A 24,242-nucleotide genomic window follows, 5' to 3' on the forward strand; every position below is an offset into this window, starting at 1 on the left:
GTCTCGTGACCGCCGGTCAGGCACATTCCCGGCAGATCAGGTCGCCATTGCGCTCGTACGCGAGCTGGCTGCGGTGATGGACAAGGAAACAGCGCGCGCAGCGGAACTCGTCCTGCTGCATCGGCAGCACCTTGACCGTCAGCTCTTCGTCGGCGAGGTCGGCGCCCGGCAGCTCGAAGCTCTCGGCCACTTCGGCCTCGTCGACGTCTACAGCGCCCGACTGTGCGTCGACTCGCCGGGCCTTGAGCTCTTCCAGGCTGTCCTCGCCGAGGTCGACCTCGTCGCGACGCGGGGCGTCGTAGTCGGTGGCCATCGGTCTCACTCTCCCGTATCAATAAGTCGCCTAGGTGTAACGCCAAGCGACGGTGTTTCGGTTCCCGGTCGGCCGCGAAACTTCGAGCGCGGGCACGGCGGGCGCCCGCGAGCGCGGTACCTTACCTGCCCCTGCGGGAGGCATGTATACCGCCCTCGTGGCCCACTAGGACGCGATTTGGGCCCAAGTTGTTCCCGATGTGACTCAGGCGACACGAAGATAGGTGTCCGGCGCCGTGGATCACGTTCGGCGCGCCGGGGATGTCGCGGGTGTTTCCCCGCGTCGAGCGGACAACCGTTAACCTCGGTCGCAGACCGGGTGACCGTGGCCACGCCGAATGGCATGCCAACCGTCCACCTCCACCGTCACCTGCACGGGAGCGGGAAATGACCTTTGCCCGAGTGCGAGCACTCGTCGTCGTGAGCGCGCTCGCGGTGCTGGCCGTCGCCTTCGTCGTCTACGCGCTGGTCGACGATTCACAGAAGGGTCGCACCCTCGCGGCCCAGTGCCCAGCGGGTTGGCCGGTCGTCGATCTGACACTCAAGAAGGCCGAAGACATCAAGATCAATGTCTTCAACGCGACTGACAGGCCCGGGCTCGCCGACAGCGTCGGCAACGACTTCGCCAACCGCAAGTTCCAGGTGCTGAAGAAGAGCAACTCGAAGACCGCGGTCGAGAAGGTCGCCCTGCTGCGGTTCGGTCCAAAGGCCGTCAGCAGCGCCCACGTGATCCGGGCCTACTTCCTCGACGAGGCGAAGACGGAATACGACCCGGCCCGCACCGACGACGTCGTCGACGTGCTGATCGGCGACGACTTCAAGCAGCTGGCCACGTCGACCGAGGTCAACCAGTCGCTCGTGGAACTGGCCGCGGCCGGCGAGCCGAAGCTGCCGGCCCAGAGCTGCCCGGCGCCCTAAGGCGCGTCACGGCCCGCCGGCGGCGTCGAGCTCGGCCAGCAGCTCGGTCAGCGGCCCGAAGATCGCCGGCGGTGCCGCAACCACCATGTCGGGGCCGGCCGGCCGCCCGTCGAGCCCACCGACCACCAGCCCCGCCTCGGTCGCGATCAGGCCACCGGCGGCGTGGTCCCAGGGGTTGAGCCCTTTCTCGAAGTAGGCGTCCACCCCGCCCTCGGCGGCCAGGCAGAGGTCGAGCGACGCGGCACCGAACCGGCGGATGTCGCGCACCCGGGTGATCAAGCGGGTCAGCACCTCGGCCTGGTGTGCCCGTCGCTTGGCGTCGTAGCCGAACCCGGTCGCCACCAACACCTGCGCGAGATCGGTCTGCACGGACGCGCTCAGCCGGCGCCCGCCCCGGTACGCGCCGCCGCCCCGGGTGGCCGTCCACTCCTCGCCGGTCGCCGCGTTGCGCACCACGGCGGCCACGGCCACCCCGTTGACCTCAGCGGCCAGCGACACGGCGTACTGCGGGAGGCCGTAAAGGTAGTTGACCGTCCCGTCGATGGGGTCGACCACCCAGCGCACGGGGGAGTCGGCACCGCCGCTGCCGCCGTACTCCTCGCCGAGCACGGTGTCGTCCGGGCGCCGCGCGGCCAACGCGGCGACCACCTGCCGCTCGACCGCCCGGTCGGCGGCCGTGACCACATCGGTATCGGTGGACTTCGTGGTAACCCCTGATACGCCCTCGGCGCGCATGCTGCGCGCGGTGTCGGCCGCCTCGCGTGCGACGGTCACCGCGATCGCCAGCAGATCCGCCGCATCCGGCGTCGTGTCGGTCATTGCTCCCCCTCTGTTCCGGTTACGATTTTGTCAAAGTCCATCGTTTGCTTTCCTCCGGCAGCCGCTCATCCGCGGCCGGGCCGCTCTGCGGTCGTGCGCCGTGCGATGTTTCGCCACGGACGGCGTTACAATTCACGCCTGCTCACCTGTCACGAACTTCCCGCGCAGGCCGGTTCGTGGCTCGGGGGCCCACTACCTTTGAACCTGGCCCACCGCATCGCTGGTTTCGACCGGCAGTGCCCGCTCGCTCGCCACCGGAAGGTCATTCGTGACAGAGCCACGCCAAACCGGCGCAGACGTCCGCTCGATCACCGACATCTTGATCGCCCACGCCCAGCGCGGCGGCGGCCACATCACGTCGGCGGAGGTCCAGCGCACGGTCGAGTCGGCCGATGTGACCCCGGCCCAGGCCAAGAAGATCATCCGCGCGATCGTCGATGCCGGCATAACGGTCGTCGTCGACGGCTCCGCGAGCACCAAGCGCCCCCGCGTCGCTGCGGCCCGGTCCGCCACGCCGGCCTCGCGGGCGACCACCGCGAAGACCGCTCCGGCGAAGAAGACCGCGCCGCCCAAGCAGACCCCGGCGGGCGAGGAAGCGGGCGCGGCCAACGGCACGGCACCGGCGGCGAAGGCAGCGGCCCCGGCGAAGGCGACCCGGGCCAAGAGCGCGACGCCGGCCAAGGCCGCCAAGGCGGCCAAGCCCGGTGAGGCAGACCCCAAGGGCGCCGTCGAGGGTGGCGAGGGTCCCGAGGGCGAAGACATCGATCCCGAGACGCTGGCCGCCGAGATCGAAGACGTCGTCGTCGAAGAGCCGGCCGAGCTGGTCCAGGCGGCCGCGAGCGACGCCGCGTCGACCGCCACCGACAACGACTTCGAGTGGGACGACGAAGAGTCCGAGGCGCTCAAGCAGGCCCGGCGCGACGCCGAGCTGACCGCGTCCGCCGACTCCGTCCGCGCCTACCTCAAGCAGATCGGCAAGGTTCCGCTGCTCAACGCCGAGCAGGAGGTCGAGCTGGCCAAGCGGATCGAGGCCGGCCTCTACGCCTCCGAGCGGCTGCGCGCCGCCGACGAGGGCGAGGAGAAGCTGCCGACGCAGATGACCCGCGACCTGGGCTGGATCTCCCGCGACGGCGAGCGCGCCAAGAACCACCTGCTGGAGGCCAACCTGCGGCTGGTCGTCTCGCTGGCCAAGCGCTACACCGGCCGCGGCATGGCCTTCCTCGACCTGATCCAGGAGGGCAACCTGGGTCTGATCCGCGCGGTCGAGAAGTTCGACTACACCAAGGGCTACAAGTTCTCCACCTATGCCACCTGGTGGATCCGGCAGGCGATCACCCGGGCCATGGCCGACCAGGCCCGCACCATCCGCATCCCGGTGCACATGGTCGAGGTCATCAACAAGCTCGGCCGCATCCAGCGCGAGCTGCTCCAGGACCTGGGCCGCGAGCCCACGCCCGAAGAGCTTGCCAAGGAAATGGACATCACGCCGGAAAAGGTCCTCGAGATCCAGCAGTACGCCCGCGAGCCGATCTCGCTCGACCAGACCATCGGCGACGAGGGCGACAGCCAGCTCGGCGACTTCATCGAAGACTCCGAGGCGGTCGTCGCCGTCGACGCGGTCTCCTTCTCGCTGCTCCAGGACCAGCTCCAGCAGGTGCTGCAGACGCTGTCCGAGCGCGAGGCGGGCGTCGTCAGGTTGCGATTCGGTCTCACTGACGGGCAGCCGCGCACGCTCGACGAGATCGGCCAGGTCTACGGCGTGACCCGCGAGCGGATCCGCCAGATCGAGTCGAAGACGATGTCGAAGCTGCGCCACCCGTCGCGGTCCCAGGTGCTGCGCGACTACCTCGACTGAGCCGGCAGGTTACGGTTCCGCGTCGATCGTCTTGTGCGGCGCGGAATCATCGGGCATCGGCTGGGCCGGCAGCATCGGCGTCGTCGAGGCGCGCTCGCCCTTGTGCAGATGCCGATATTTTTCCTTCGGCGGCCGGTCGTTGGCCAGGATGACGGCCAGCCACGGGATCACCACGGCGCCCGCGCCGGTGAGCACCAGCCAGACCCAGAGCAGCGGCGGCCGGGTCGAGATCAGCACCGCGAAGATGATCACGCACGCCGCGCGGATGAGCATCATCAGGACGTAGCGGTGTGTCCGGCGGCGCAGCTGGTCGTCTTGGCTGGCCGCGGCATCGGTGATCAGAACAGGTCGACCGGCCGGACGCTTCACCACTCCATCCAATCACTTGGCCGGGTGCGCTACGACCGCGCGGTCCGTGTTACATCCGTGGTACTTTTCAAGCGTGGGCCGCCGGTACAGCTTCACCGACGACGCGTTGAGCAACCTCGCGGTCTACGACGTGACGCCCGGCGAGGTCTGGGAGGCCCTGCACGGTTCCCGGCGGGTCATCCGGCACCTCGGCGAGCTCACCGTGGTCTACGCCGCCAGCCGGCGCGGCCGGCGGCTCGTGGTCCTGCTCGCCGAGACGGTCCACGACGACCACGACTTCGACATCCTCTCGGCGCGCGAGATGAGCGACAGCGAGAGCAAGCGTTACGACGAGGCCCTCGGTGGTTGGAGGCGTTGACCGTGGACAGAGACCAGGCCCTCAAGCGGTTCCACGAAGGCGGCGACGAGTTCGCCGACCTGATCAGCGACGGCACACCCGGCGACCTGCCGGCCCCCGACACCGACCAACCCATGGTCAGCCGCTCGGTGCGCCTGCCGCTGCACACCTACGAACGGGTCCGCTCGGCGGCCGACGCCCGCGGCATCGGCGTCACCACCCTGATGCGCCAGTGGATCGAGGCCGGCCTGGCCGACCTCGACGACTCCGCGACCGTGTCGCTCGCCGACCTCCGCCGCGCGCTGGCCACCCTCCCCCGCAGCAACGCGGCCTGACGCCGTGCGCATCCTGCTGACCGGCACGACCGGCATGGTCGGCCAGGGAGTGCTCCGCGAGTGCCTACGCGCGCCCGACGTGTCCGAAGTGGTCTCCCTGGGCCGCTCTCCACTCGGCGACGAGCACGCCAAGCTCCGCTCGATCGTCGTGACCGACCTGTTCGACCTGGAAAACGTCGACCTGGCCGGCATCGACGCCTGCTTCTTCTGCCTGGGCGTCTCGTCGGTGGGCATGAGCGCCGAGACCTACGAACGCCTGACCCACGACCTGACCCTGGGCGTAGCCGACGCCCTGGCCACCCAGTCCCCGGATCCGACGTTCATCTACGTCTCCGGCGCCGGCACCTCGGAGACCTCGCGCCAACGCTGGGCCCAGGTCAAGGGCCGCACCGAACGGGAACTGCTCGAACGCTTCCCCAAGGGCTACATGTTCCGCCCGGGCTTCATCCAGCCACTGCACGGCATCCGCCCCCGGAGCCGCTTCTACCGCATCATGCTGACGGCGGGCGGCTGGCTGATCCCCGTCTTCCGCCGCCTGGCCCCGAACCAGGTGGTCACCACGGAGCAAGTCGGCCGCGCGATGCTCCAGGTGGCGAGGTCGGGCCCGTCGAAACACATCCTCGACAATCCAGACATCGCCGCCCTCGCGAGATAACCGAAATCTTGCTGGCTCGGGTCCGCGCCGGGCACGACCGTCGCTCCCGCCAGACACCGCTTCGCTGCCACGCCCGCCCCGGGTCGCCCGCACCCCAAAACCGCGACCCCGCAACGGCCAAGGCCGGGTAGGTCTCCCAGCGCCGACATGTTCTCGCATGTAAATACATGCGAGAACATGTGCGCCCGAGAAGTGACCCCTCCGCCACGGCGCCACGCCAGAGCGCACGCGCGCACGCGGACCGCGAACACCAGCAGCCACCCCACAGGCGAGCGGGCTTGCGCCACCGTCCGAACGGCGCCCGAGCAGCGCTTGCCCCACCGTCCGATCGGCGCCCGAGCAGCGCTTGCCCCACCGTCCGAACGCGCCCGAGCAGCGGGCTCTGTCAGGGGCGGGCGCCGATCCGGGCGACGGCCCGGGCGCCGGCGGCCGCCGCCGCGGTCAGGCTGGCTCGGGGGTCGCCGCCGGATAGGCGGGTGGCCAGCAGGCCCGCCGCGAAGGCGTCGCCGGCGCCGGTCGGGTCGACCACGGTGGCCGGCGGTGCAGGCACCGTGACGACGCCGGCGGCGTCGGCCCAGACCGCGCCGCCCGCGCCGCGCTTGACCACCACCGCCGCGCCCAGGTCGGTCGCCAGGGTTCGGGCCTGGGTGGTCGGGTCGCCGGCGGCCGAGCCGGTCAGGACCGCGGCCTCGTCGAGGTTGGCCAGCAGCAGGTCGACGCCGCGTACCCAGGACAGGAAAGCCGCCGCACCCACCTGGCGCAACGGGCCTGCGGACGCCGCGTCGACGCTCACCGTCAGGCCGTGTTCGCGGGCCGCGGCCAAAGCGGCCAGGCCCGCCTTGCGCGAGCCGTCGTCCAGCAGCGGATAGCCCGACAGGTGCAGGTGGTCCGCGCCGACCACGGCGGCCGCCACCGCGTCGGGGTCGAGGAGCACGCTGGCGCCGCGGTCGGTGACCATCGTGCGGCGGCCGCCCTCGGCCAGGACGATCACCGTGCCGGTCGGGGCGTCGGCCCGGGGCGGCAACGGGCAGTCGACGCCGGCCGCGCGCAACTCGGCCACCCGGGCCGCGCCCGCCGCGTCCGCGCCGACCGATGCCAGCAACGTCACCGGTACGCGGTGCCACGCCAGCCAGGCCGCGGTGTTGGCCGCCTGGCCGCCGCCGGTGAAGCGGATCGACGCGGCCGTGTCGGTATCCGGCGCGGGCGGGCCGGCCAGCACCGCCACGACGTCGGTGACCAGGTCGCCGACGACGACGATCCGGGCGGTCATGCCGCCGCGACGGCGATCCGGGCGGCCAGGTCGGCGTTGCGCAGGATGATCCGGACGTTGACGTCGAGGCTGGCGCCGCCAGTGTGCTCGTGGAACCAGGCCAGCAGGAACGGCGTGACGGCCTTGCCGGTCACACCCTGCGCTTCCAGCGCCGCCATCCCCTCGGCCAGCGTGCGGTCGTGCAGCGCCGGGTCGAGTTGCTCGTCTTCGGGCAGCGGGTTCGCGAGGACCAGCGCGCCGTGGTGCACGCCCTGCGCCGTCCGCGCGATGACCGCCCGGGCCACCTCGGTCGGCGAGTCCAACGACCAGTCGACCGGGAAGCCGCTGTCGGCCAGGTAGAAGCCCGGGAACCGCAGCGTCCGGTAGCCGGCCACGGCCACGCCGAGGGTCTCCAACCGCTCCAGGGTCGCGCCGACGTCGAGGATCGACTTGACCCCGGCACACACAACGGCGATCGGCGTACGAGCGAGCGTGATCAGGTCTGCCGACTCGTCATAGGGCGCGTCGCGGTGCACGCCACCCAGGCCGCCGGTCGCGAACACCTTGATCCCCGCCGCCGCGGCCACGGCGCTGGTCGCGGCCACCGTGGTCGCCCCGTCGACGCCCTTCGCGGCGGCCAGGGCGAGGTCACGGACCGAGAGCTTGGTCACGCCGTCGGTTTCGGCGAGACGGGTGAGTTGGGCGTCGTCGAGCCCGACGTGCACGCGGCCGCCGAGCACCGCGATGGTCGCGGGGACCGCGCCGGCCGCCCGGACCGTCGCCTCGATCTCGCGGGCCACCTTGAGGTTGTCGGGCCGGGGCAGGCCGTGCGCGATGATCGTGCTTTCCAGCGCCACCACCGGGCCGGCGGCCGCCAGCGCGTCCGCCACTTCCGGCGCTAATACCAAGTCGTTCACATCGTCACCGTACGGGTGGCCAGGTGCGGCAACCGCACCCACCTGGCAGACTTGGTTGGTGACCAGTCCGAGCCCCGAAACCAGCGGCACGATTCTCGAGCGTCCGGTCGAGACGCCGTTCGAGCAGGGCGACCACGAGCGCTTCTCGCACTACGCCGACCGCGACAAGATCACCGAGGCGATGGTCCTCGGCACCCCGGTCAAGGCACTGTGCGGCAAGGTCTGGGTCCCGTCGCGCGATCCCAGCCGGTTCCCGGTCTGCCCTGAGTGCAAAGAGATCTTCGAAGACAACAACCGCTTCTACGACTCAGAGCCCAACCCCGAAGGCTGATCTAGAGTTCGGCGGTGTCACCCACCGCCGCACTCCTCTTCGCTGACCTGGTCGGCGTCGCGGTCTTCGCCGCTTCCGGCGCATCCGCCGCAGTGGTCAAGCGGCTCGACCTCTTCGGCGTCTGTTTTGTCGGGTTCGTGGCGGCCCTGGGCGGCGGCATCATCCGCGACCTGGTCGTCAACCAGGCCCCACCGCTGGCCTTCGACGACTGGCGCTACGCCGTTGTGGCAGCTCTCACAGCCGTCGCAGTCTTCTTCTTCCACCCGCAGCTGGCCCGGCTCCGCCGGGTCGTCCTGGTGCTCGACGCGGCCGGCCTGGCCCTGTTCACCGTCACCGGCACCCTGGTCGCGCTGCGGGCCGGCGTACCACCGGTCGGTGCCTGCCTGCTCGGCATGATCGCCGCGATCGGCGGCGGCGTCGGTCGCGACCTGCTGCTCCGCGAGATCCCGGTGGTCCTCCGCCGCGAGATCTACGCGGTCGCCTCCCTGGCCGGCGCCGTCGTCGTGATGGCCCTCTATCGCGGTGGCCTGACGGGCTGGCCGATGGTCGGCGCGGGTGTGCTGGTCTTCGCGATCCGGATCGTCGCCCTCCGCCGCAACTGGAACGGCGAACCGGCTCCGTAGCAAGCGTCACCCTTGTGTCTGCTGGGGATCACGGTGCCCGCGTGGTTATGCTGAGAGCCGCCTTCGCCTCGCCGCGAGGGCCTTTTTCATGACGTGAGGGGGCGCGGCCGCGTGGTGGTGAAACCGTCGCTCGACACGTTCCCGCCGCTGCGGGCGTGGCAGCGCAAGGCGATGGTCGGCTATCTGCGCAGCCGGTCCGAGGACTACATGGCGGTGGCGACGCCGGGCGCCGGCAAGACCACCTTCGCCCTGCGGATCGCCGCGGAGTTGCTCAACGACGGCACCGTCGACGCGGTCACCGTGGTCGCGCCGACCGAGCACCTGAAGAACCAGTGGGCCCAGGCGGCGGCCCGGGTCGGCATCCAACTCGACGCCGCGTTCCGCAACGCCGACCTGCACTCGTCGTCGGACTTCCACGGCGCGGTGGTCACCTACGCCCAGGTCGGCATCGCGCCGCAGGTGCACCGCCGGCGCACGATGACCCGGCGCACGTTCGTGATCCTCGACGAGATCCACCACGCCGGCGACTCGCGCTCCTGGGGCGACGGCGTCAAGGCCGCGTTCGACGGTGCCGTCCGCCGGTTGGCGCTGACCGGCACCCCGTTCCGGTCAGACGAGAACCCGATCCCCTTCGTCGTGTACGAGCGCGGCGGCGACGGCCTCCAGCGGTCCCGGGCCGATTCGGTCTACGGCTACGCCGACGCGCTGCGCGACGGCGTCGTACGACCGGTGATCTTCCTGGCCTATTCCGGTGAGACCCGCTGGCGCACCAGTGCCGGCGACGAGTTGGCCGCCCGGCTCGGCGAGCCGATGACCCAGGACCTGGTCGCGCAGGCGTGGCGCACGGCGCTCGACCCGACCGGCGACTGGATGGTCCAGGTGCTCCGGGCCGCCGACGCGCGGCTGCAGGTCAAACGGGCCGGCGGGATGCCCGACGCGGCCGGCCTGGTGATCGCGACCGACCAGCAGAACGCCCGGTCCTACGCCAAGCTGATCGAGCGGGTGACCGGTGAGAAGGCCGTCGTGGTCCTCTCCGACGACGCCGGCGCCTCGGACCGGATCGCCAGGTTCGCGGCCTCCGACGAGCGGTGGATGGTCGCGGTGCGGATGGTCTCCGAGGGCGTCGACATCCCGCGCCTGGCCGTCGGCGTCTACGCGACCAGCGCCTCGACCCCGCTCTACTTCGCGCAGGCGATCGGCCGGTTCGTCCGCGCCCGCCGCCCCGGCGAGACGGCCAGCGTGTTCCTGCCGAGCGTGCCGCACCTGCTCGGGCTGGCCAGCGAGATGGAGGCCGAGCGCAACCACGTGCTGGGCGCGCCGAAGGAAGACGACGGCCTCGACGACACGCTGCTGGAGCGGGCGCAGAAGGCGGAGGACGCGAGCGGCGAGTTGACCAAGCGGCACGAGATGCTCTCGGCGACCGCCGAACTCGACCAGGTGATCTTCGATGGCGCCTCGTTCGGCACCGGCGCGCTGGCCGGCACGCCCGAGGAGGAGGAATATCTGGGCCTGCCCGGGCTGCTCACCGCCGACCAGGTGGCGACCCTGCTCAACAAGCGCCAGGCCGACCAGTTGGCGGCCCAGCGCCGGCGGTCGTCGGTCGCTACCGCGGAAGCGACCGGTGGGGCGCGTGTGCCGGGGATGGCCGCGGCGCCGCCCGGGCCGGTGTCGGCCGGCGAGCGAAGGGTCGTCCTGCGCCGTCAGCTCAACGCTCTGGTCGCGGCGCACCATCACCGCACCGGACTACCCCACGGCAAGATCCACGCCGAGCTGCGGCGGATCTGCGGCGGGCCGCCCAGTGCCCAGGCGACGATCGAACAGCTCGAGGAGCGCATCGCGACGGTGCAGACCCTCTGAGAGCAAAAAGACCGGCCGGAACTCCCTGGGGAGTTCCGGCCGGTTCAGCTATCGGTCGGATCAGTTGGACGAGTTCGACGCCATAAGGTCGGCGCCGCGCCACTCGAAGTCCGGGTCTGCCGCGAACTGGACGGTGATCTTCACCAGGTCGTCGGCGTACTTGTTCGCGTGGTGCCCGCAGAACACGAGCTCGCCCCCGCCAGCCATCGTGATGCGGAGCTTGCCGGCCGCGTTGCACCGATCGCACCGTTCATCGGTTGCTGGGGGAACCACCGTGCCAGGCGGCGGCGTGAGAGTGGGGGTCATCGCCTTCCTCCTTCGTCACCGATGAACATCCTTCTTCGGTCTTTACTCACCTATCGTGCAACACCCGGAGGTGCTGCGGCCTTCCCGCTGTGCCCCTGGGGGACCCAGGTCACACCTTGGTTGGTGACAGTGTGCCGGCACCCAAGGGGGCCACGTCAATGATCTCGCTCGGACAACCCGCTTCTGACGTGGATCTATTGACGTTGCGTGTCGAAAAGGTGACTCAGCGTTGAGTCGGCGGCCCTTGTCACGCTATCCTGACGACGCCTGTGTGGCCCAGCCAGAACACGCCCGATCGAGGGATCCGGCGGTTACCCGACAGACTTCGCGGCCGCCTTCAAACTCTTCTTGTAGTCGCGCACCTTGGTCAGGCTCGCCTCGTCAACGATATCCGCTACGGACATGTGCGACCCCTCGTCGCCGTAGGCGCCGGCCGCCTCCCGCCAGCCCGCGGGCCGCACCCCGTAGCGCTTGCCGAGCAGCGCCACCAGGATCTGTGCCTTCTGCCGGCCGAACCCGGGCAGGTCGGCGATCCGCTTGAACAGATCGCGCCCGTCGGACGCGTCGGTCCACAGCCGGGCGGCGTCGCCGTCATAGCGGGCCACGATCAGCCGGCAGACCTCTTGCGTGCGGGTCGCCATCGCCTTGGGGAACCGGTGCAACGCCGGCGGCGTCGCGAAGATCTTGATCAGCTCTTCGGTGTCGAAGCCGGCGATCTCCTCGGCGGTGGGCTCGTGCCCCAACCGCTGCGACAGCACGTACGGCGACGAGAACGCCTTCTCCAATTTGTCCTGTTGATCCAAGGTCATGCCGATCACCAGCGCCAGCGGGCTCCGGTCGAGCAGCGCGTTGGCCTCCGGGGCGATGGGCAGCGAGAACGTCATGCGCTCCATCTTCGCCGACCACCGCCCACGGCGGTAACCCGCGTCAGGCCGCCTTGGTCAGTCGCACCTCGAGCAGCATCCCGTCGGCGCGGGTCCGGCTGCCGTGGAACGCGCTGTCGGACGCGACCCGCTCGAAGTCGCTGGCCGCGTAGGCCCTGCGCTTCAGCCCGCCCAGCGAGATCCTGGTGACCGCGCCGTTGAACCGGTTGAGCCCCATGCCGGCCACGTCGGCCCGGATGTCGTCGGCGGTCGCGCCCCGGTTGAGGTCCTGGATGATCGCGACACCGCCGGGCCGCAGCACCCGGTGGATCTCGTCGAGGGCCCGCACCGGGTCGACGAAGTTCTTGAACGCGGCCTGGCAGACGACCACGTCGAAGCTGTCGTCAGCGAACGGCAGCGCGGCCACGTCGCCCTGCCGGAAGGCGACCGGGACACCCTCGGCCCGGGCGCGTTCCGTGGCCAGCTCGACGAACGTGTGGCTGACGTCGAGGCCGCTCACCTTGAAGCCGAGCCTGGCCAGCTCGATGCTGAAATAGCCCGGCCCGGGCGCCACCTCCAGCACCGTCGCGCCGGCCGGCAGGTCGGCCGCCAGCGCCGCCGCCTGGCGCCGGTAACCGGCCAGCTGCGGCGCCGAGCCGCGCTGCTTGGCATACCACCGGGCCATCGGGCCTTCCATCTCCGGGATGAGCTTGCGTCGCTGGGTCTGGGTCATTGGTCCTCCTCGGTTCCCCGTGCGGCCAGGGCCGCGATGTCAGCCGGCATGGCGCCGGTCTGGTGGAAGGTCCGCCACTCGGCCAGCAGGGGCAGCGTCCCCTCGGTGATCTCGTCGTGCAGGGCGCGCACCCAGGCCAGCTCGGCCCGGCGCATCGCCACCGCGTATTCCGCTTCCAGCAGAAACAGCCGGGGCACCTCGGCGGCCCACCCGGCCAGCTCGGCCTCGGCCGCCGCGATCTCGGCGTCGAGCGCCTCGGCCCGTCGGGCCAGCAGGCCGGCCACGTCGTCGGGGCCGAGCACCGCGAGCACCGAGAGGCCGGCGGTGAACGGACCCGGCCGGCGGTCCGGCACGGCGATCAGCTCGCGGGTCCAGTCGACGAGCTCGGCCCGGCCGGCGTCGGTGATCCGGTAGACCGTGCGCTCCGGGCGGCCACCCTGCCGCTCGCTCTGCGCCGCCTCCAGGAACCCGTGCTTCACCAGGTTGTCGACCACCCGGTAGAGCGAGCCCCACTTGATCTCCATGTCGTGCTCTTTGCCGCGGGCCCGCATCAGCGACGCCATCTCGTAGGGATGCATGGGCCGCTCGATCACGGTCGCCAGGACCGCCAGCGCGAGCAGGTTGGTGATCTTCCGTTGCGGCATCGCCCGACTCCTTTACTCGCAAGCGAGTATACGCACGCGAGTAAGTGCTGCGCCAGCTACTTTCGGCGACATGACGCATCCCTGGATCACGGAGCTCGGGCTGCGGCCCCACCCCGAGGGCGGCTGGTTCGCCGAGACCTGGCGGTCCGCACACACCTTCACGCCATCCGGGTACGCGGGCCCGCGCGCCGCCGCCACCGGCATCTACTTCGCGCTCTTCCCCGGCGAGGAGTCGGCCTGGCACGTCGTGCGCTCCGACGAGCTCTGGCTGTGGCACGCCGGCGGCCCGCTGACCCTGCGCTTCGGCGGCTCGGGGTCCGAGCCGTCCACCGATCCCGAGTCCCGGGTGCTCGGCCCCGACCTGGCGACCGGCGCGCGACCGCAGTTGCGCGTACCCGGTGGTGTGTGGCAGTCGGCTCTTCCGGCCACCGACCAATCGGTGCTGGTCAGCTGCGTGGTGGCGCCCGGATTCGACTTCGCCGATTTCAGGATGGTGTGATCCGCTTGACCGAACGGCCGTTTCGATCATCGTCGGTCTATGCGATGGTCGGGGTTCGCCCAGGCGCGGGGGCATGGAGGCCGGGGCGTGGCGAACGGCGAGGAGTGTGCACATCGTGGTGTCCCGCACCGTCCGCAAAACCCTGGCGACCATCGGCGTCGCCAGTCTCGTGGGTGCTCTGGCACTGGCCAACCCGGCGCAGGCCAGCCCCAACAACAACTCGGTCCGCAAGCTGACCAAGGCGGTCACCGTCGGCGGCGTGCTGCGGCACGAACTCGCGCTGCAGGCGATCGGCAGCCTCAGCGGCGGCAACCGGGCATCGGGCCAGATCGGACACACCCGCAGCGCCGACTACGTGTCGACCGTGCTGCGACTGGCCGGCTACCAGGTCACCCGGCAGCCGTTCCCGTTCAACTTCTTCCAGGAGTTCGGCTCGTCGTTCGCGCAGACCGCACCCGGCTCGGTCACCTATGTCGACGGTGTCGACTACGACCTGATGGACTATTCCGGCTCGGGTGACGTGACGGCGCCCGTGGTCGGGGTCGACCTGATGTTGACGCCGCCGCGGGCCTCGACCTCCGGCTGCGAGGCGGAAGACTTCGCCGGCGGGCTGGTCGAGGGCAAGGTCGCGCTCATGCAGCGGGGCACCTGTCCCTTCGGTGTCAAGGTCGCCAACGCCGAAGCGGCCGGCGCCGTGGGCGCGATCGTGATGAACCAGGGCAACGGCGATCCGGTGGTCAACGTCGACCGTTACAACCTGATCCTCGGCACGCTCGGCGATCCGGTCGGCATCCCGGCGGTCGGTGTCGCCTATGCCACCGGCGAGACGTTCGCCAACACCCCGGGCCTGACCGTCCACCTGACGGCCGACACCACGTCCGAGGTCCGTCAGACCGAGAACGTGATCGCCGAGTCGCGCAACGGCGACCCGCACAACGTCGTGATGGCCGGGGCGCACCTCGACTCCGTGCCGGAGGGCGTCGGCATCAACGACAACGGCAGCGGCTCCGCTGCGCTGCTGGAGATCGCCCTGCAGATGGCCAAGACCAAGACGCCCAACAAGACCAGGTTCGCCTGGTGGGGCGCCGAAGAGGCCAACCTGATCGGCTCGACGTTCTACGTCAACTCGCTGACCGAGGCGCAGGCCGCCGACATCACCCTCTACCTCAACTTCGACATGGTCGCGTCGCCCAACTACATGCTGGGCGTCTACGACGGCGACGACTCGGCCGCCGCCGGCGCGCCCGCGGGTCCGCCGGGCTCGCCGGAGATCGAGCAGGTGTTCCAGGACTTCTTCGCCGACCGTGGTCTGCCCACCCGGGCGTCCGACTTCGACGGTCGTTCCGACTACGGCCCGTTCATCGCGAGCGGCATCCCCGCCGGCGGCCTGTTCACCGGCGCCGAGGTGCCCAAGACGGCGCAGGACGTGGCCGACTACGGCGGCGTCGAGGGCGAGCAGTACGACCCCTGCTACCACCAGAAGTGCGACAGCCTGTTCCCCGTCCGCGACGGGGCCGACGCCGACCTCTATCGGCAGCTCGACCGCGAATACGACATGCTCGGCAACCTCAACCTGGAAGCCCTCGACGTCAACTCCGACGCGATGGCGACCGCGATGCTCACCTTCGCTCTCGACACGTCGTCGATCCCGGACCGCGCCGCCGCGGCGGCCGCCCGGAGCGCCGGCCCGACCCGCTACATCGGCACGCGCGGCTCCATCTAGCCGTCTTTTGTTGAGGGCCTCTCCCTGCGGGGAGGGGCCCTCGGCGCGGGGCGCGGAAAAGACCCCATGGCAGGATGCCGTACGTGTCCGACATGCTCCTGTCCCCCGATGGCGTCGCGCGGTTGCGGGAGGCCCTCGGTGCGGCCGGTTTCACCTCGGCGGGGATCGCCGACCGGCTCGGTCCGGCGGCGACGGCCGCGGTGGCCCGCAACGACTTCCGCGCCGCGCTGCGGATCACCGAGGATCGCGACCCGCTCGCCACGCTGATCCGAGTGTTCGTCTGCGCGCAGAGCGAGCCGGTCGAGGCGGTGGCCGCCGCGCTCGCGCCGCTCGACTTCGCCGAGGCGTTCGACGCCGGGCTCGTCGAAGCCGCGCCGGGCGGCGGGGTGCGGCAGGGCGTCGACCTCGAGCCCTACGGCGACACCTGGTGGGTGCTCTCCGACGTGCCCTCCTCGGCCCGCCCGGGCCAGCCGCTGCGCCCCGACCACGTGCTCGGCATCGGCGGCGCCTCGTCGACGCTGGTCGGCGCGGCCATCCGCCGGCCGGTCGGCAGCGCGCTCGACCTCGGCACCGGCTGTGGCGTGCAGGCGCTGCACCTGAGCACCCACGCCGGCTCGGTCACCGCCACCGACCTGTCCGAACGGGCGCTGCGGTTCGCCGCCACCACCGCGGCCCTCAGCGGCCAGGAGTGGGAGCTGCTCCGCGGCGACCTGGTCGAGCCGGTCCGCGGGCGGCGCTTCGACCTCGTGGTCAGCAACCCGCCGTTCGTCATCGGGCCGGGCACCACCACGCACACCTACCGCGACTCCGGCCGGGCCGGCGACGCGGTCTGCGCCGAACTCGCCGCCGCAGCGCCGGGGCTGCTCACCGAGGGCGGCGTGATGCAGTTCCTGGCCAACTGGGAGCACGTCGCCGGCGAGGAGTGGGGCGAGCGGGTCGAGGGCTGGTTCGCCGGCACCGGGCTGGACGCCTGGGTGATCCAGCGCGAGGTCGCCGACCCGATGACCTACGTCAGCCTCTGGCTGGCCGACGCCAACGAAGACGGCGACCCGGCGCGCGCGGCCGCCTGGCTCGACTGGTTCGACGCCAACGACGTCGCCGCGATCGGGTTCGGCCTGGTCACGCTGCGCAACAGCGGGCACGACGATCCCGTCGTACGGGTCGAAGACCTCCGGCAACAGGTGCAGCAGCCGCTCGGCGAGCAGATCGCGCACTGGTTCCACCGGCAGGACTTCGTCCGCGACGCCGACCTGCTCGGCGCCCGGTACCGCAGCGCGCCCGGGCTGCAGCTCCAGCAGGAGGCCACGCTGGGCGACGAGGGCTGGGCCGTCGACCGCCAGGTGCTGGTCATGCCCGAGGGGCTGCGCTGGAGCGAGGAGGTCGACCCGCTGGTGCTGGCCCTGGTCAGCGGCGCCGACGGCCAGGTGCCGCTGCGCGACCAGATCGCCCTGCTGGCCGCTGCGCACGAGGTCGAGGAGGCCGACCTGGCGTTGGCCGCCGGACCGATTGTGGCGCACCTGATCGAGCGCGGCATCATGGAGCCGGTGGCGTGAGGGCGCTGGTCCAGACGGTCTCGCGGGCGTCGGTGACCGTCGACGGCAGTGTCGTCGGCGCCATCGCCGACGGGCTGCTGGTGCTGCTCGGGGTGACGCACAGCGACGACGCCGGCAAGGCCGGCACGCTCGCCCGCAAGGTCTGGGAACTGCGGATCCTCGACGACGAGAAGTCGGCCAGCGACGTCGGCGCACCCGTCCTGGTGGTCAGTCAGTTCACGTTGTACGCGGACGCGCGCAAAGGGCGCCGGCCCAGCTGGTCGGCCGCGGCGCCGGCCGAGCTGGCCGAGCCGCTGGTGACCGCGTTCGCCGACGCCCTGCGTGGTCGCGGTGCGCACGTGGAGACGGGCCGGTTCCGGGCCCACATGCTCGTGGAGAGCGTCAACGTGGGCCCGCGAACCGTCCTGTTGGAGCTCTAGCTTCCTTAGTGGATCAACCCGCGCCTGCGCAGCGACTGCTGGAGCCAGCCTTGCAGGTGTGCGGCCCAGTCGGTCTGCTCGGCGGTCGCGTAGTCGACGTTGAAGTTGCCGACGCTGTCGTGCCCCTCGGTGAACAGCCCGCCGCGCTTGTCGAGCTCCAGCACCACCTGGAGGTGCTGCGGCGTGGCCAGGAAGGTCAGCTCGAGCTGGTTGATCGAAGAACCGAACTGCGGCGACGGGTAGAACTCGATCTCCTGGTAGAACGGCAGGCTCTGCTGCACACCGTAGACCCGGCCGCTTTCGACATCGGCCCGGGCGAACCGGAAGCCGAGCCGGAGCAGGGCCTCCAGGATCCGCTCCTGTGCCGGCAGCGGGTGCACGGCGACGGCGTCCAGGTCGCCCTTGTCGACCGCGCGGGCCACCTCCAGCTCGGTGCGCAGGGCCATGGTCATGCCGTGCAGGTGCTGCCCGTACACCTCGGTGATCGGGGTTTCCCAGGGCACGTCGAAGCGGAACGGGATGTCGTAGCGCTGCTTGGGCTCCAGGCGGAAGGCACCGGTCGCGCGCTGCCGGTGGAACTCGGTGGTCGAGTCGTATTCGGCGTCGCCGCTCTCCACCTCGACCCGGGTGACCATGCCGAGGGCGACGTATTCGATGTCGACCGCGTGGTCGCCGCCCTCGACGTGGATCTGTCCCTCCAGGAAGCCGCCGGGGCGGCAGTTGGGGTTGGTCAACACCGTCTCGACCGACGGTCCGCCGACGCCCATCGCCTGCAACATTCGCTTGAAAACCACGACGCGCCTTTCTGGAGTGGAGTTGCGAGCAGACTAGTCGCCGGCCGCAACGTGTTGAAAAGCGGCAAGCCGGGCTAATGCGCTCCCGGATTCATGCCACCCGCACTTTCTCCTCACTCCCGCTTCACGCCCATTGCGAGAAGCTCTTCGCACGGCACCACAGAGGGTCGCCGGGAAGCGGGGTAGCGAGAAATGAACGACTACGACCAGGTCGATCTGGACGCCACCGACGAGCGGGGCGTCTCCGCCGACCTCGTCCGCGCCTACCTCAACGGCATCGGCCGCACGAAGCTGCTGACCGCTGTCGAAGAGGTCGACCTGGCGCGGCGGATCGAGGCGGGGCTGTTCGCCGAGGAGAAGCTCGTCGCGGCGGCCGGGCTGCCCGTCGAGATGCGGGCCGACCTGGAGATCGTCGCCCTTGAGGGGCGCGCCGCGAAAGACCGCCTCCTGGAGGCCAACCTGCGGCTCGTGGTCAGCATCGCCAAGCGTTACACCGGCCGCGGGATGGCTTTCCTCGACCTGATCCAGGAAGGCAACCTCGGGCTGATCCGCGCGGTCGAGAAGTTCGACTACGCCAAGGGCTACAAGTTCTCCACCTACGCCACGTGGTGGATCCGGCAGGCCATCACCCGGGCGATGGCCGACCAGTCGCGCACGATCCGCATCCCGGTGCACATGGTCGAGCAGGTCAACAAGATGGTGCGGGCCCGCCGCGACCTGGCCGTCTCGCTGGGCCGGGAGCCCACCGTCCCCGAGGTCGCCGTCGCCCTCGGGATGCAGGAGTTCCAGGTCATCGAGCTGATTTCCTACGACCGGGAGCCGGTCAGCCTCGACCAGGCGGTCGGCGAAGACGGCGAAAGCGCCCTCGGCGACTTCGTCGTCGGTGTCGACGCCCGCCAGGAACCGGCCGACGAGGTGTCGCAGGGGATGCTGCGCAACGAGGTCGAGATCGTGCTGTCGACGCTTTCCTCGCGCGAGCAGGCCGTGATCCGGCTGCGCTTCGGCCTCGACGACGGGCGGCAGCGCACGCTCGACGAAGTGGGCCGGGAGTTCGGCCTCTCCCGCGAGCGGATCCGCCAGATCGAGAAGGTGACCCTGCTCAAGCTGCGCCACCCGTCGCGCGCGCAGCGGCTGGAGGCCTACGCCTCCTGACCTCTGGTCTTCCGGCCCCTCGTCACTGCGGTGGCGGGGGGCCCTTTTCTGCCGCGACGGTGACGCGGCGGAGCAGGTCGGAGAGTTGCTTGCGCTCGCGCGAGTTGAGCACGCCGAGCACCCGGTGTTCCTCGTAGCCCATGTCGCCGATCGCCCGGGTCCAGGCGGCCTTGCCGGCTTCGGTGAGCTCGATGTCGACCTTGCGGCGGTCGGTGGCCGAGGTCTGGCGGCGCACGAAGCCGCGCTGCTCCAGGGCGTCGAGGCGGCCGGTCATCGCCGCCGGCGAGAGCGCGAGTTCGCCGGCCAGGCGACTCGGCGTGGTGCGGTGCGGCTCACCCTCGCGCACCAGCATGTGCAGCGTGTCGAACTCGATGCCCTGCAGGTCGTGCTTGGCGAGCATCAGGTCCTTGTGCTTGCGCAGGTGCTTGACCAGCTTCTGCATCCGGGTGATCGCGCCCTCGATGTCGGGGTCGAGGTCGTCGAGCAACGGCAGCCAGCGGTCGATGTGGTCGTCGACGGAGTCCCGCATGCCGGTGAGCATACTTCGCCACCAGATATTTCGTGCCAGAAAATTTTGTTGACGAATATTTTGGTGCCGAATTATTCTGCGCCGTATGAACTTCCGACTGCTCTGGCTCGGCTACACCCTCTCGGCGTTCGGCGACTTCGTGGTCCCGGCCGCCCTGGCCCTGGCGGTGGTGCGGGCGACGGGCTCGGCAAGCGCGCTGGCACTGGTGCTGGCCTGCGCGAGCGTGCCGCGGCTGGTGCTGCTGCCGATCGGAGGCGTGCTGGCCGACCGCTGGTCACCCCGAACGGTGGCGATCGTGGCCGACGTCGTCCGCGCGGTGGTCCAACTCGTGATCGGCGTGGAACTGGTCTCGGGGGCCTTCCGCCTGACCGACATCGCGGTGGCGTCGGCGATCGCGGGCGCGGCATCCGCGTTCGCGCTGCCGACCGGCGGGCCGCTGGTCACGGCCACGGTCCCGACGGCCCGCCGACCGCGGGCCAACGGTCTGCTGGGCGTCTCGCGCGGCGCGGCCGGCGTGCTCGGCCCGGCGGTGGGCGGCACGCTGGTCCTGACCATCGGCCCCGGCTGGGCCTTCCTGGTCGACGCGGCGACGTTCGTGGTGAGCGGGATCGCGCTGTCGCTGGTCCGGGTGCGCTTCGCCCCGGAATCCCGGGCCGCCCCGCTGCCGCTGGTGTCGTCGCTGGTGGAGGGCTGGTCGGAACTGCGCCGGCACGACTGGCTCTGGACGTCGCTGATCGCACACGGCACCTGGAACCTGTCCGCGGCGGTGCTCGCGACACTCGGCCCGCTGGTGGCGGTGCACCGCGCGGGCGGCGAGGCGGTCTGGGTCGCGGTGGCCCAGGCGGGCGCGATCGGCCTCCTGCTCGGCTCGCTGCTGGCCACCCGCGTCGGAGCACCGGGCCGGTTCGGCATCCGGCCACGCCGGCCCGTCCTCTGGGCCAACCTGTCCCTGTCCCTCTACGCGGTCCCCCTGGCCCTGTTCGCCGTGCCGGCGTCGGCGCCGTGGCTGGTCGTCACCTACGGCCTGGCGCTGGCGACACTCGGATTTCTCAACCCGGTCTGGGAGTCGGTGGTCCAGCAACACGTGGCGCCGGCGAAGCTGGCCCGCGTCAACTCCTGGGACATGCTCATCTCCTTCGCGGCAATGCCCCTGGGTTACGCCCTGGCCCCGGTGGCGTCGTCCGCCCTGGGCGGCGACACCGTCCCGCTGCTCGTGGCCGCGGTGCTGGTGGCGGTGGCCATGACGGGCACCCTGTTCGCTCCTGGCGTCCGCAACCTGACCCTGCGAACCGACGGAGGGGCAGGCATGCCCCCGATCACCGAGCCCACACCGGCGACGGACCCGGCCGCGGTCGGCCGGCCCCGCACCGCGACCCCGGAGACCGTCGGCCGCTAGGAAAACCGGCCAGCTGACCGGGAGCGGGAGCCGGAAGTGACTTCGATGCCCGATACTCACACGGGTGCGGGGTCTGTTGAGGGTCATGGATCTGTTGCGTGGTGCCCTCGAGATCTTCCGCGACCTCGTGAGCGATCTCGTCGCCGAAATCGTGGTCGCGGTCGTCGCCTGCGGTCTGCTCGCTCTTGGCTGGTGGGGATTTCGCGTGGCGCCTTACCTCACGCTGTCGATCGCCCTCGGTGTCCTGCTCTACGCCGGTTATGGGCTCGCGGTCTATCTGCGCGAGACGCGGGGCGCCAAGCTCGCCGCCCGGCTGGGCGGCGGCGGCATCCTCACCGCAGCCGTGGTGGTCATCCTGGCGACCTACTTGCCGTCCTGCGACTGCGTAGGGTGACCGGCGACCGCGCTGGCTGACCGATCGGCATGCCCGAGCAACCCGACGGCCGCGCCCACGGCGAGACCCGGTCAGATGTGGCGAGGGCCCGTGTCGGGGCGGGTGCCGGGGTCGCCGAAGGTCACCGAGGCGTGCAGGACCGACAGCCCGTCGGGGCGGGCCAGCACCGGGTTCAGCGACAGCGACCGCACCCGCGGCTGCTCGTCGGCGAGGCGGCCGACCCGGAGCAGTAGGTCGACCAGGGCCGCCCGGTCGACCGGCGCCGCGCCGCGATAGCCGTGCAGGAGCGGCGCGGCCCGGGGCTCGTCGACCAGGGCCGCCGCGGCGCGGTCACTCAGCGGGGCGGCGCGCCAGGCGCGGTCGCCGAGCAACTCGGTGGCGACGCCGCCCAGGCCGAAGCCGATGACCGGGCCGAACTCCGGGTCTTCGAGCATCTCGATCACGCAGGGCACGCCCGCCGGGACCATCGGCTGCACCAGGACCTGCGGGCCGAACGCGGCGGCCAGGTCCGCGTAGGCGAGCCCGACCGCCTCGCCGTCGCGAAGGTTCAGGCGGACGGCGCCCAGGTCGATGCGGTGGCGCAGCGACGCGCCCGCGGCCTTCAGAGCCACCGGGAGCCCGAGGGTGGTCGCCGCCGTGACCGCCGCCGGCGCCGAGTCGACCAGGGCGTCGGGAACCAGGGAGATGCCGTACGCGGCCAGCAACTCCCCCGCGTCCGTCGCCGCCGAAGCCCGCGTCGTGTCGACGCCGGACAGTGGCGGGATCACCCCGCGGGGCTCGCGGCGCCACTCGGCGTAGCTCGCCACCCGCCCCAGCGCGCGGGCCGCCTCCTCGACAGACGGGTAGGCCGGGATTCCGGCCGGCACCCGCTCCACAAGGGACGTCACCGCGACCGGCTTGTCGCCGGAGAGGGCCACGCTCGCGATCGTGGCCGTGAAGTCGGCGTCGTCGGCCACCAACTGGCCGGGCAGTGGCGGGGCCAGCACCACGACGAGGGCGTCGACCTGCGGGTCGACCGCCGCCTCGGCCAGGGCGTCGCCGAACTCGTGGGCGCCGGCCACCGGGCCCACGTCGCGCGGATGGCCGTCGGCGACGCCCAAGCCGGCGGCCACGCAGGCGTCGCGGGCCAGGGTGGTCAGCGCGGGTGAGTTGCCGACGATGCCGACGCGACGGCCGCCGGGCAGCGGTTGGAAGGCGAGCAGAGCACCCACGTCGAACAGTTCGCCGACCGTGTCGACCCGGATCACGCCGGATCGGGCGAAGAGGGCACGGACCGCCGCCGGGTCGGGGCCACGCTCGCTGCTGCCCGGTGGGCGGGCCGGCGACGCGACCGCGACGATCGGCTTGTTGCGGCCGATGCCGCGGGCCAGGCGGGCGAACTTGCGTGGGTTGCCGAACGACTCCAGGTACAACAGGATCACGTCGGTGCTGGGGTCGTCGCGCCAGTACTGAAGCAGGTCGTTGCCGGAGACGTCGGCGCGGTTGCCAGCCGAGACGAAGGTCGACAGGCCCAGGCCGCGCCGGTCCGCCTCGGCGAGCAACGCCACACCCAGCGCACCCGACTGGCTGAAGAAACCCACCCGGCCGGGCGCGGGCAGTCGCGGCGCGAGTGTGGCGTTGAGGCGCACGGCCGGGTCGGTGTTGGCGATGCCCAGGCAGTTCGGGCCGACCACGCGCATCCCGCCGGCGTGTGCCCGGCGGATCAGGTCGGCCTGAATCGCCGCGCCGGCCGGGCCGGCCTCGGCGAACCCGGCGCTGACCACCACCAGTGCGTGCAGGCCGGCGGCGGACGCGTCGTCGACCACCGCCGCGATCTGGTCCGGTGGCACGGCGACCACGGCCAGGTCGAGCGGCGCGCTCGCGTTGCGGGCGCGGGCAACGGCGGGCAACCCGCCGACCCGCGGCGCGGTCGGGTGGACCGGCACGACCGGGCCGCCGAAGCCGCCGTCGCGCAGGTGCCCGAGCACGGCCGCGCCGACGCCGTGGCCGCTGGCGCTCGCGCCGTAGACGGCCACGCCGCGCGGAGCCAGCAGCCGGGCGATCGAGCGCGCCTCGGTGCGGTGCTCGCGCCGCCACTGCACCTCGAGCGAACTCTCGGTCGGCGCGATCGGGAACGCGAGATGCACGACACCGTCGGCGTAGCGGCGCTCGACCTCGTACCCGAAATCTCCGAAGACCCTCAACATCGTGGCGTTGGCGGGCAGCACCTCGGCGACGAAGCGGGTGATCCCGACCTCGCGGGCGGCGGCGGCCAGGTATTCCATCAGCAGCGGCCCGATGCCGCGGCCCTGGTAGGCGTCTTCGACCACGAACGCGACCTCGGCGTCACCGGCGTCGGGGCCGAGGCGGTCGTAGCGCCCGATCGCCGCGATCCGGCCACCGATCTCCACCACGAACGCCTCGCGGTCGCGGTGGTCGACGTTGACGAACCGGCGCAGGTCGCGTTCGGGAATCCGGGGGTACGGCGAGAAGTAGCGCAGATACCGGGTCCGCTCGGAGAAACGCGAGTGCGTCTCCACCACAGCCGGCGCATCCTCCGGCTGCATCTGTCGCACATGGACAGTGGTGCCGTCACTCAGCAGGACGTCCGCCGACCGCTGGGCGGCTTTGTCGGTCACGTCGGCTCCGGTTGACTCGGTCTCCCGTCCCACCATATGGCG

27 protein-coding genes are annotated in these 24,242 nt (G+C 71.4%); 15 read left to right on the plus strand and 12 right to left on the minus strand.

Annotation, left to right across the window (positions count from 1 at the left end; translation table 11 throughout):
• Positions 1-16: 16 nt before the first annotated feature.
• Entirely contained in the window at positions 17-313 is a 297-nt protein-coding gene (locus AB0J74_RS29255; RefSeq protein ID WP_363453567.1) for a DUF4193 domain-containing protein, read from the minus strand.
• A gap of 386 nt (positions 314-699) precedes the next feature.
• Between AB0J74_RS29255 and AB0J74_RS29260 the strand changes: the two genes are divergently transcribed.
• The gene (locus tag AB0J74_RS29260) at positions 700-1,230 is read left to right on the plus strand and encodes a LytR C-terminal domain-containing protein (protein ID WP_363453569.1); all 531 of its coding nucleotides are present in this window, start codon (positions 700-702) and stop codon (positions 1,228-1,230) included.
• 6 nt (positions 1,231-1,236) lie between these two features.
• Here AB0J74_RS29260 and AB0J74_RS29265 read toward each other — a convergent pair whose 3' ends face one another.
• Positions 1,237-2,049: an inositol monophosphatase family protein gene (locus AB0J74_RS29265; RefSeq protein WP_363453571.1), complete on the minus strand. Its 813-nt coding sequence runs from the start codon at positions 2,047-2,049 to the stop codon at positions 1,237-1,239.
• A gap of 268 nt (positions 2,050-2,317) precedes the next feature.
• On the opposite strand from AB0J74_RS29265, the gene AB0J74_RS29270 reads away from it, so the two are divergent.
• The gene (locus AB0J74_RS29270; RefSeq protein ID WP_363453573.1) at positions 2,318-3,904 is read left to right on the plus strand and encodes an RNA polymerase sigma factor; all 1,587 of its coding nucleotides are present in this window, start codon (positions 2,318-2,320) and stop codon (positions 3,902-3,904) included.
• A gap of 9 nt (positions 3,905-3,913) precedes the next feature.
• Here the strand turns inward: AB0J74_RS29270 and AB0J74_RS29275 are convergent, their stop codons facing one another.
• Positions 3,914-4,273, minus strand: coding sequence for a DUF3099 domain-containing protein (locus tag AB0J74_RS29275; RefSeq protein WP_363453575.1), 360 nt, complete (start codon positions 4,271-4,273; stop codon positions 3,914-3,916).
• Positions 4,274-4,346: 73 nt separating this feature from the next.
• On the opposite strand from AB0J74_RS29275, the gene AB0J74_RS29280 reads away from it, so the two are divergent.
• Genes AB0J74_RS29280 through AB0J74_RS29290 form a run of 3 tightly spaced genes read left to right on the plus strand, consistent with a single transcriptional unit; the run spans position 4,347 to position 5,600 of the window.
• Positions 4,347-4,631, plus strand: coding sequence for a hypothetical protein (locus AB0J74_RS29280; RefSeq protein WP_363453577.1), 285 nt, complete (start codon positions 4,347-4,349; stop codon positions 4,629-4,631).
• A gap of 2 nt (positions 4,632-4,633) precedes the next feature.
• The gene (locus AB0J74_RS29285; RefSeq protein WP_363453579.1) at positions 4,634-4,945 is read left to right on the plus strand and encodes a hypothetical protein; all 312 of its coding nucleotides are present in this window, start codon (positions 4,634-4,636) and stop codon (positions 4,943-4,945) included.
• A 4-nt stretch (positions 4,946-4,949) separates the two neighbouring features.
• Positions 4,950-5,600 (plus strand): NAD-dependent epimerase/dehydratase family protein, encoded by a 651-nt coding sequence (locus AB0J74_RS29290; protein WP_363453581.1) that lies wholly within the window; start codon positions 4,950-4,952, stop codon positions 5,598-5,600.
• A gap of 385 nt (positions 5,601-5,985) precedes the next feature.
• Here AB0J74_RS29290 and AB0J74_RS29295 read toward each other — a convergent pair whose 3' ends face one another.
• Together AB0J74_RS29295 and AB0J74_RS29300 are read right to left on the minus strand one after the other, a co-directional pair.
• Complete coding sequence (locus AB0J74_RS29295) at positions 5,986-6,870, minus strand: PfkB family carbohydrate kinase (protein WP_363453583.1); 885 nt, start codon at positions 6,868-6,870, stop codon at positions 5,986-5,988.
• Positions 6,867-7,766: a pseudouridine-5'-phosphate glycosidase gene (locus AB0J74_RS29300; protein ID WP_363453585.1), complete on the minus strand. Its 900-nt coding sequence runs from the start codon at positions 7,764-7,766 to the stop codon at positions 6,867-6,869. The genes AB0J74_RS29295 and AB0J74_RS29300 overlap by 4 nt, the downstream gene beginning before the upstream one ends.
• 58 nt (positions 7,767-7,824) lie before the next feature.
• Here AB0J74_RS29300 and AB0J74_RS29305 point away from each other — a divergent pair, with 58 nt between their 5' ends.
• From AB0J74_RS29305 to AB0J74_RS29315, 3 genes are all read left to right on the plus strand, one after another.
• Positions 7,825-8,097, plus strand: a complete 273-nt coding sequence (locus tag AB0J74_RS29305; RefSeq protein WP_363453587.1) for a DUF3039 domain-containing protein — start codon at positions 7,825-7,827, stop codon at positions 8,095-8,097.
• A 14-nt stretch (positions 8,098-8,111) separates the two neighbouring features.
• Positions 8,112-8,720, plus strand: coding sequence for a trimeric intracellular cation channel family protein (locus AB0J74_RS29310; protein WP_363453589.1), 609 nt, complete (start codon positions 8,112-8,114; stop codon positions 8,718-8,720).
• A 111-nt stretch (positions 8,721-8,831) separates the two neighbouring features.
• Positions 8,832-10,577, plus strand: coding sequence for a DEAD/DEAH box helicase (locus AB0J74_RS29315; protein WP_363453591.1), 1,746 nt, complete (start codon positions 8,832-8,834; stop codon positions 10,575-10,577).
• A 60-nt stretch (positions 10,578-10,637) separates the two neighbouring features.
• Here the strand turns inward: AB0J74_RS29315 and AB0J74_RS29320 are convergent, their stop codons facing one another.
• From AB0J74_RS29320 to AB0J74_RS29335, 4 genes are all read right to left on the minus strand, one after another.
• Positions 10,638-10,883 (minus strand): hypothetical protein, encoded by a 246-nt coding sequence (locus AB0J74_RS29320; protein ID WP_089248483.1) that lies wholly within the window; start codon positions 10,881-10,883, stop codon positions 10,638-10,640.
• A 311-nt stretch (positions 10,884-11,194) separates the two neighbouring features.
• Positions 11,195-11,767: an HhH-GPD-type base excision DNA repair protein gene (locus tag AB0J74_RS29325; protein WP_363453594.1), complete on the minus strand. Its 573-nt coding sequence runs from the start codon at positions 11,765-11,767 to the stop codon at positions 11,195-11,197.
• 43 nt (positions 11,768-11,810) lie between these two features.
• Positions 11,811-12,479 carry a class I SAM-dependent methyltransferase gene (locus AB0J74_RS29330; protein WP_363453596.1) on the minus strand — a complete coding sequence of 223 codons (669 nt, stop codon included), beginning with the start codon at positions 12,477-12,479 and terminating at the stop codon, positions 11,811-11,813.
• Entirely contained in the window at positions 12,476-13,123 is a 648-nt protein-coding gene (locus AB0J74_RS29335) for a PadR family transcriptional regulator (RefSeq protein ID WP_363453598.1), read from the minus strand. Before AB0J74_RS29335 ends, AB0J74_RS29330 begins: the two co-directional genes overlap by 4 nt.
• Positions 13,124-13,193: 70 nt before the next feature.
• Between AB0J74_RS29335 and AB0J74_RS29340 the strand changes: the two genes are divergently transcribed.
• The 4 genes from AB0J74_RS29340 to dtd all read left to right on the plus strand — a co-directional run bounded on the left by AB0J74_RS29340 (position 13,194) and on the right by dtd (position 17,317).
• Complete coding sequence (locus AB0J74_RS29340; protein WP_363453600.1) at positions 13,194-13,622, plus strand: cupin domain-containing protein; 429 nt, start codon at positions 13,194-13,196, stop codon at positions 13,620-13,622.
• Between the two features lie 115 nt (positions 13,623-13,737).
• Positions 13,738-15,345: a M28 family peptidase gene (locus tag AB0J74_RS29345; protein WP_363453602.1), complete on the plus strand. Its 1,608-nt coding sequence runs from the start codon at positions 13,738-13,740 to the stop codon at positions 15,343-15,345.
• Positions 15,346-15,437: 92 nt separating this feature from the next.
• Positions 15,438-16,898: a methyltransferase gene (locus AB0J74_RS29350; protein ID WP_363453829.1), complete on the plus strand. Its 1,461-nt coding sequence runs from the start codon at positions 15,438-15,440 to the stop codon at positions 16,896-16,898.
• Positions 16,895-17,317, plus strand: coding sequence for a D-aminoacyl-tRNA deacylase (gene dtd, locus AB0J74_RS29355; protein ID WP_363453604.1), 423 nt, complete (start codon positions 16,895-16,897; stop codon positions 17,315-17,317). Before AB0J74_RS29350 ends, dtd begins: the two co-directional genes overlap by 4 nt.
• A gap of 5 nt (positions 17,318-17,322) precedes the next feature.
• Here the strand turns inward: dtd and AB0J74_RS29360 are convergent, their stop codons facing one another.
• On the minus strand, positions 17,323-18,111 hold the full coding sequence (locus tag AB0J74_RS29360) for a sporulation protein (protein ID WP_363453606.1): 789 nt from the start codon (positions 18,109-18,111) through the stop codon (positions 17,323-17,325).
• 192 nt (positions 18,112-18,303) lie between these two features.
• Here AB0J74_RS29360 and sigB point away from each other — a divergent pair, with 192 nt between their 5' ends.
• Positions 18,304-19,263: an RNA polymerase sigma factor SigB gene (gene sigB / locus AB0J74_RS29365; RefSeq protein ID WP_363453608.1), complete on the plus strand. Its 960-nt coding sequence runs from the start codon at positions 18,304-18,306 to the stop codon at positions 19,261-19,263.
• Between the two features lie 22 nt (positions 19,264-19,285).
• Here the strand turns inward: sigB and AB0J74_RS29370 are convergent, their stop codons facing one another.
• Positions 19,286-19,792 carry a MarR family transcriptional regulator gene (locus tag AB0J74_RS29370; RefSeq protein WP_363453610.1) on the minus strand — a complete coding sequence of 169 codons (507 nt, stop codon included), beginning with the start codon at positions 19,790-19,792 and terminating at the stop codon, positions 19,286-19,288.
• A gap of 85 nt (positions 19,793-19,877) precedes the next feature.
• Here AB0J74_RS29370 and AB0J74_RS29375 point away from each other — a divergent pair, with 85 nt between their 5' ends.
• Positions 19,878-21,188, plus strand: a complete 1,311-nt coding sequence (locus AB0J74_RS29375; RefSeq protein WP_363453611.1) for an MFS transporter — start codon at positions 19,878-19,880, stop codon at positions 21,186-21,188.
• 85 nt (positions 21,189-21,273) lie between these two features.
• Entirely contained in the window at positions 21,274-21,582 is a 309-nt protein-coding gene (locus tag AB0J74_RS29380) for a hypothetical protein (RefSeq protein WP_363453613.1), read from the plus strand.
• 71 nt (positions 21,583-21,653) lie between these two features.
• On the opposite strand, the gene AB0J74_RS29385 is transcribed toward AB0J74_RS29380, so the two are convergent.
• Positions 21,654-24,128, minus strand: coding sequence for a GNAT family N-acetyltransferase (locus AB0J74_RS29385; protein ID WP_363453831.1), 2,475 nt, complete (start codon positions 24,126-24,128; stop codon positions 21,654-21,656).
• Between the last annotated feature and the right edge of the window lie 114 nt (positions 24,129-24,242).

The organism is Asanoa sp. NPDC049573 (assembly GCF_040676615.1).
GTDB lineage: Bacteria > Actinomycetota > Actinomycetes > Mycobacteriales > Micromonosporaceae > Asanoa.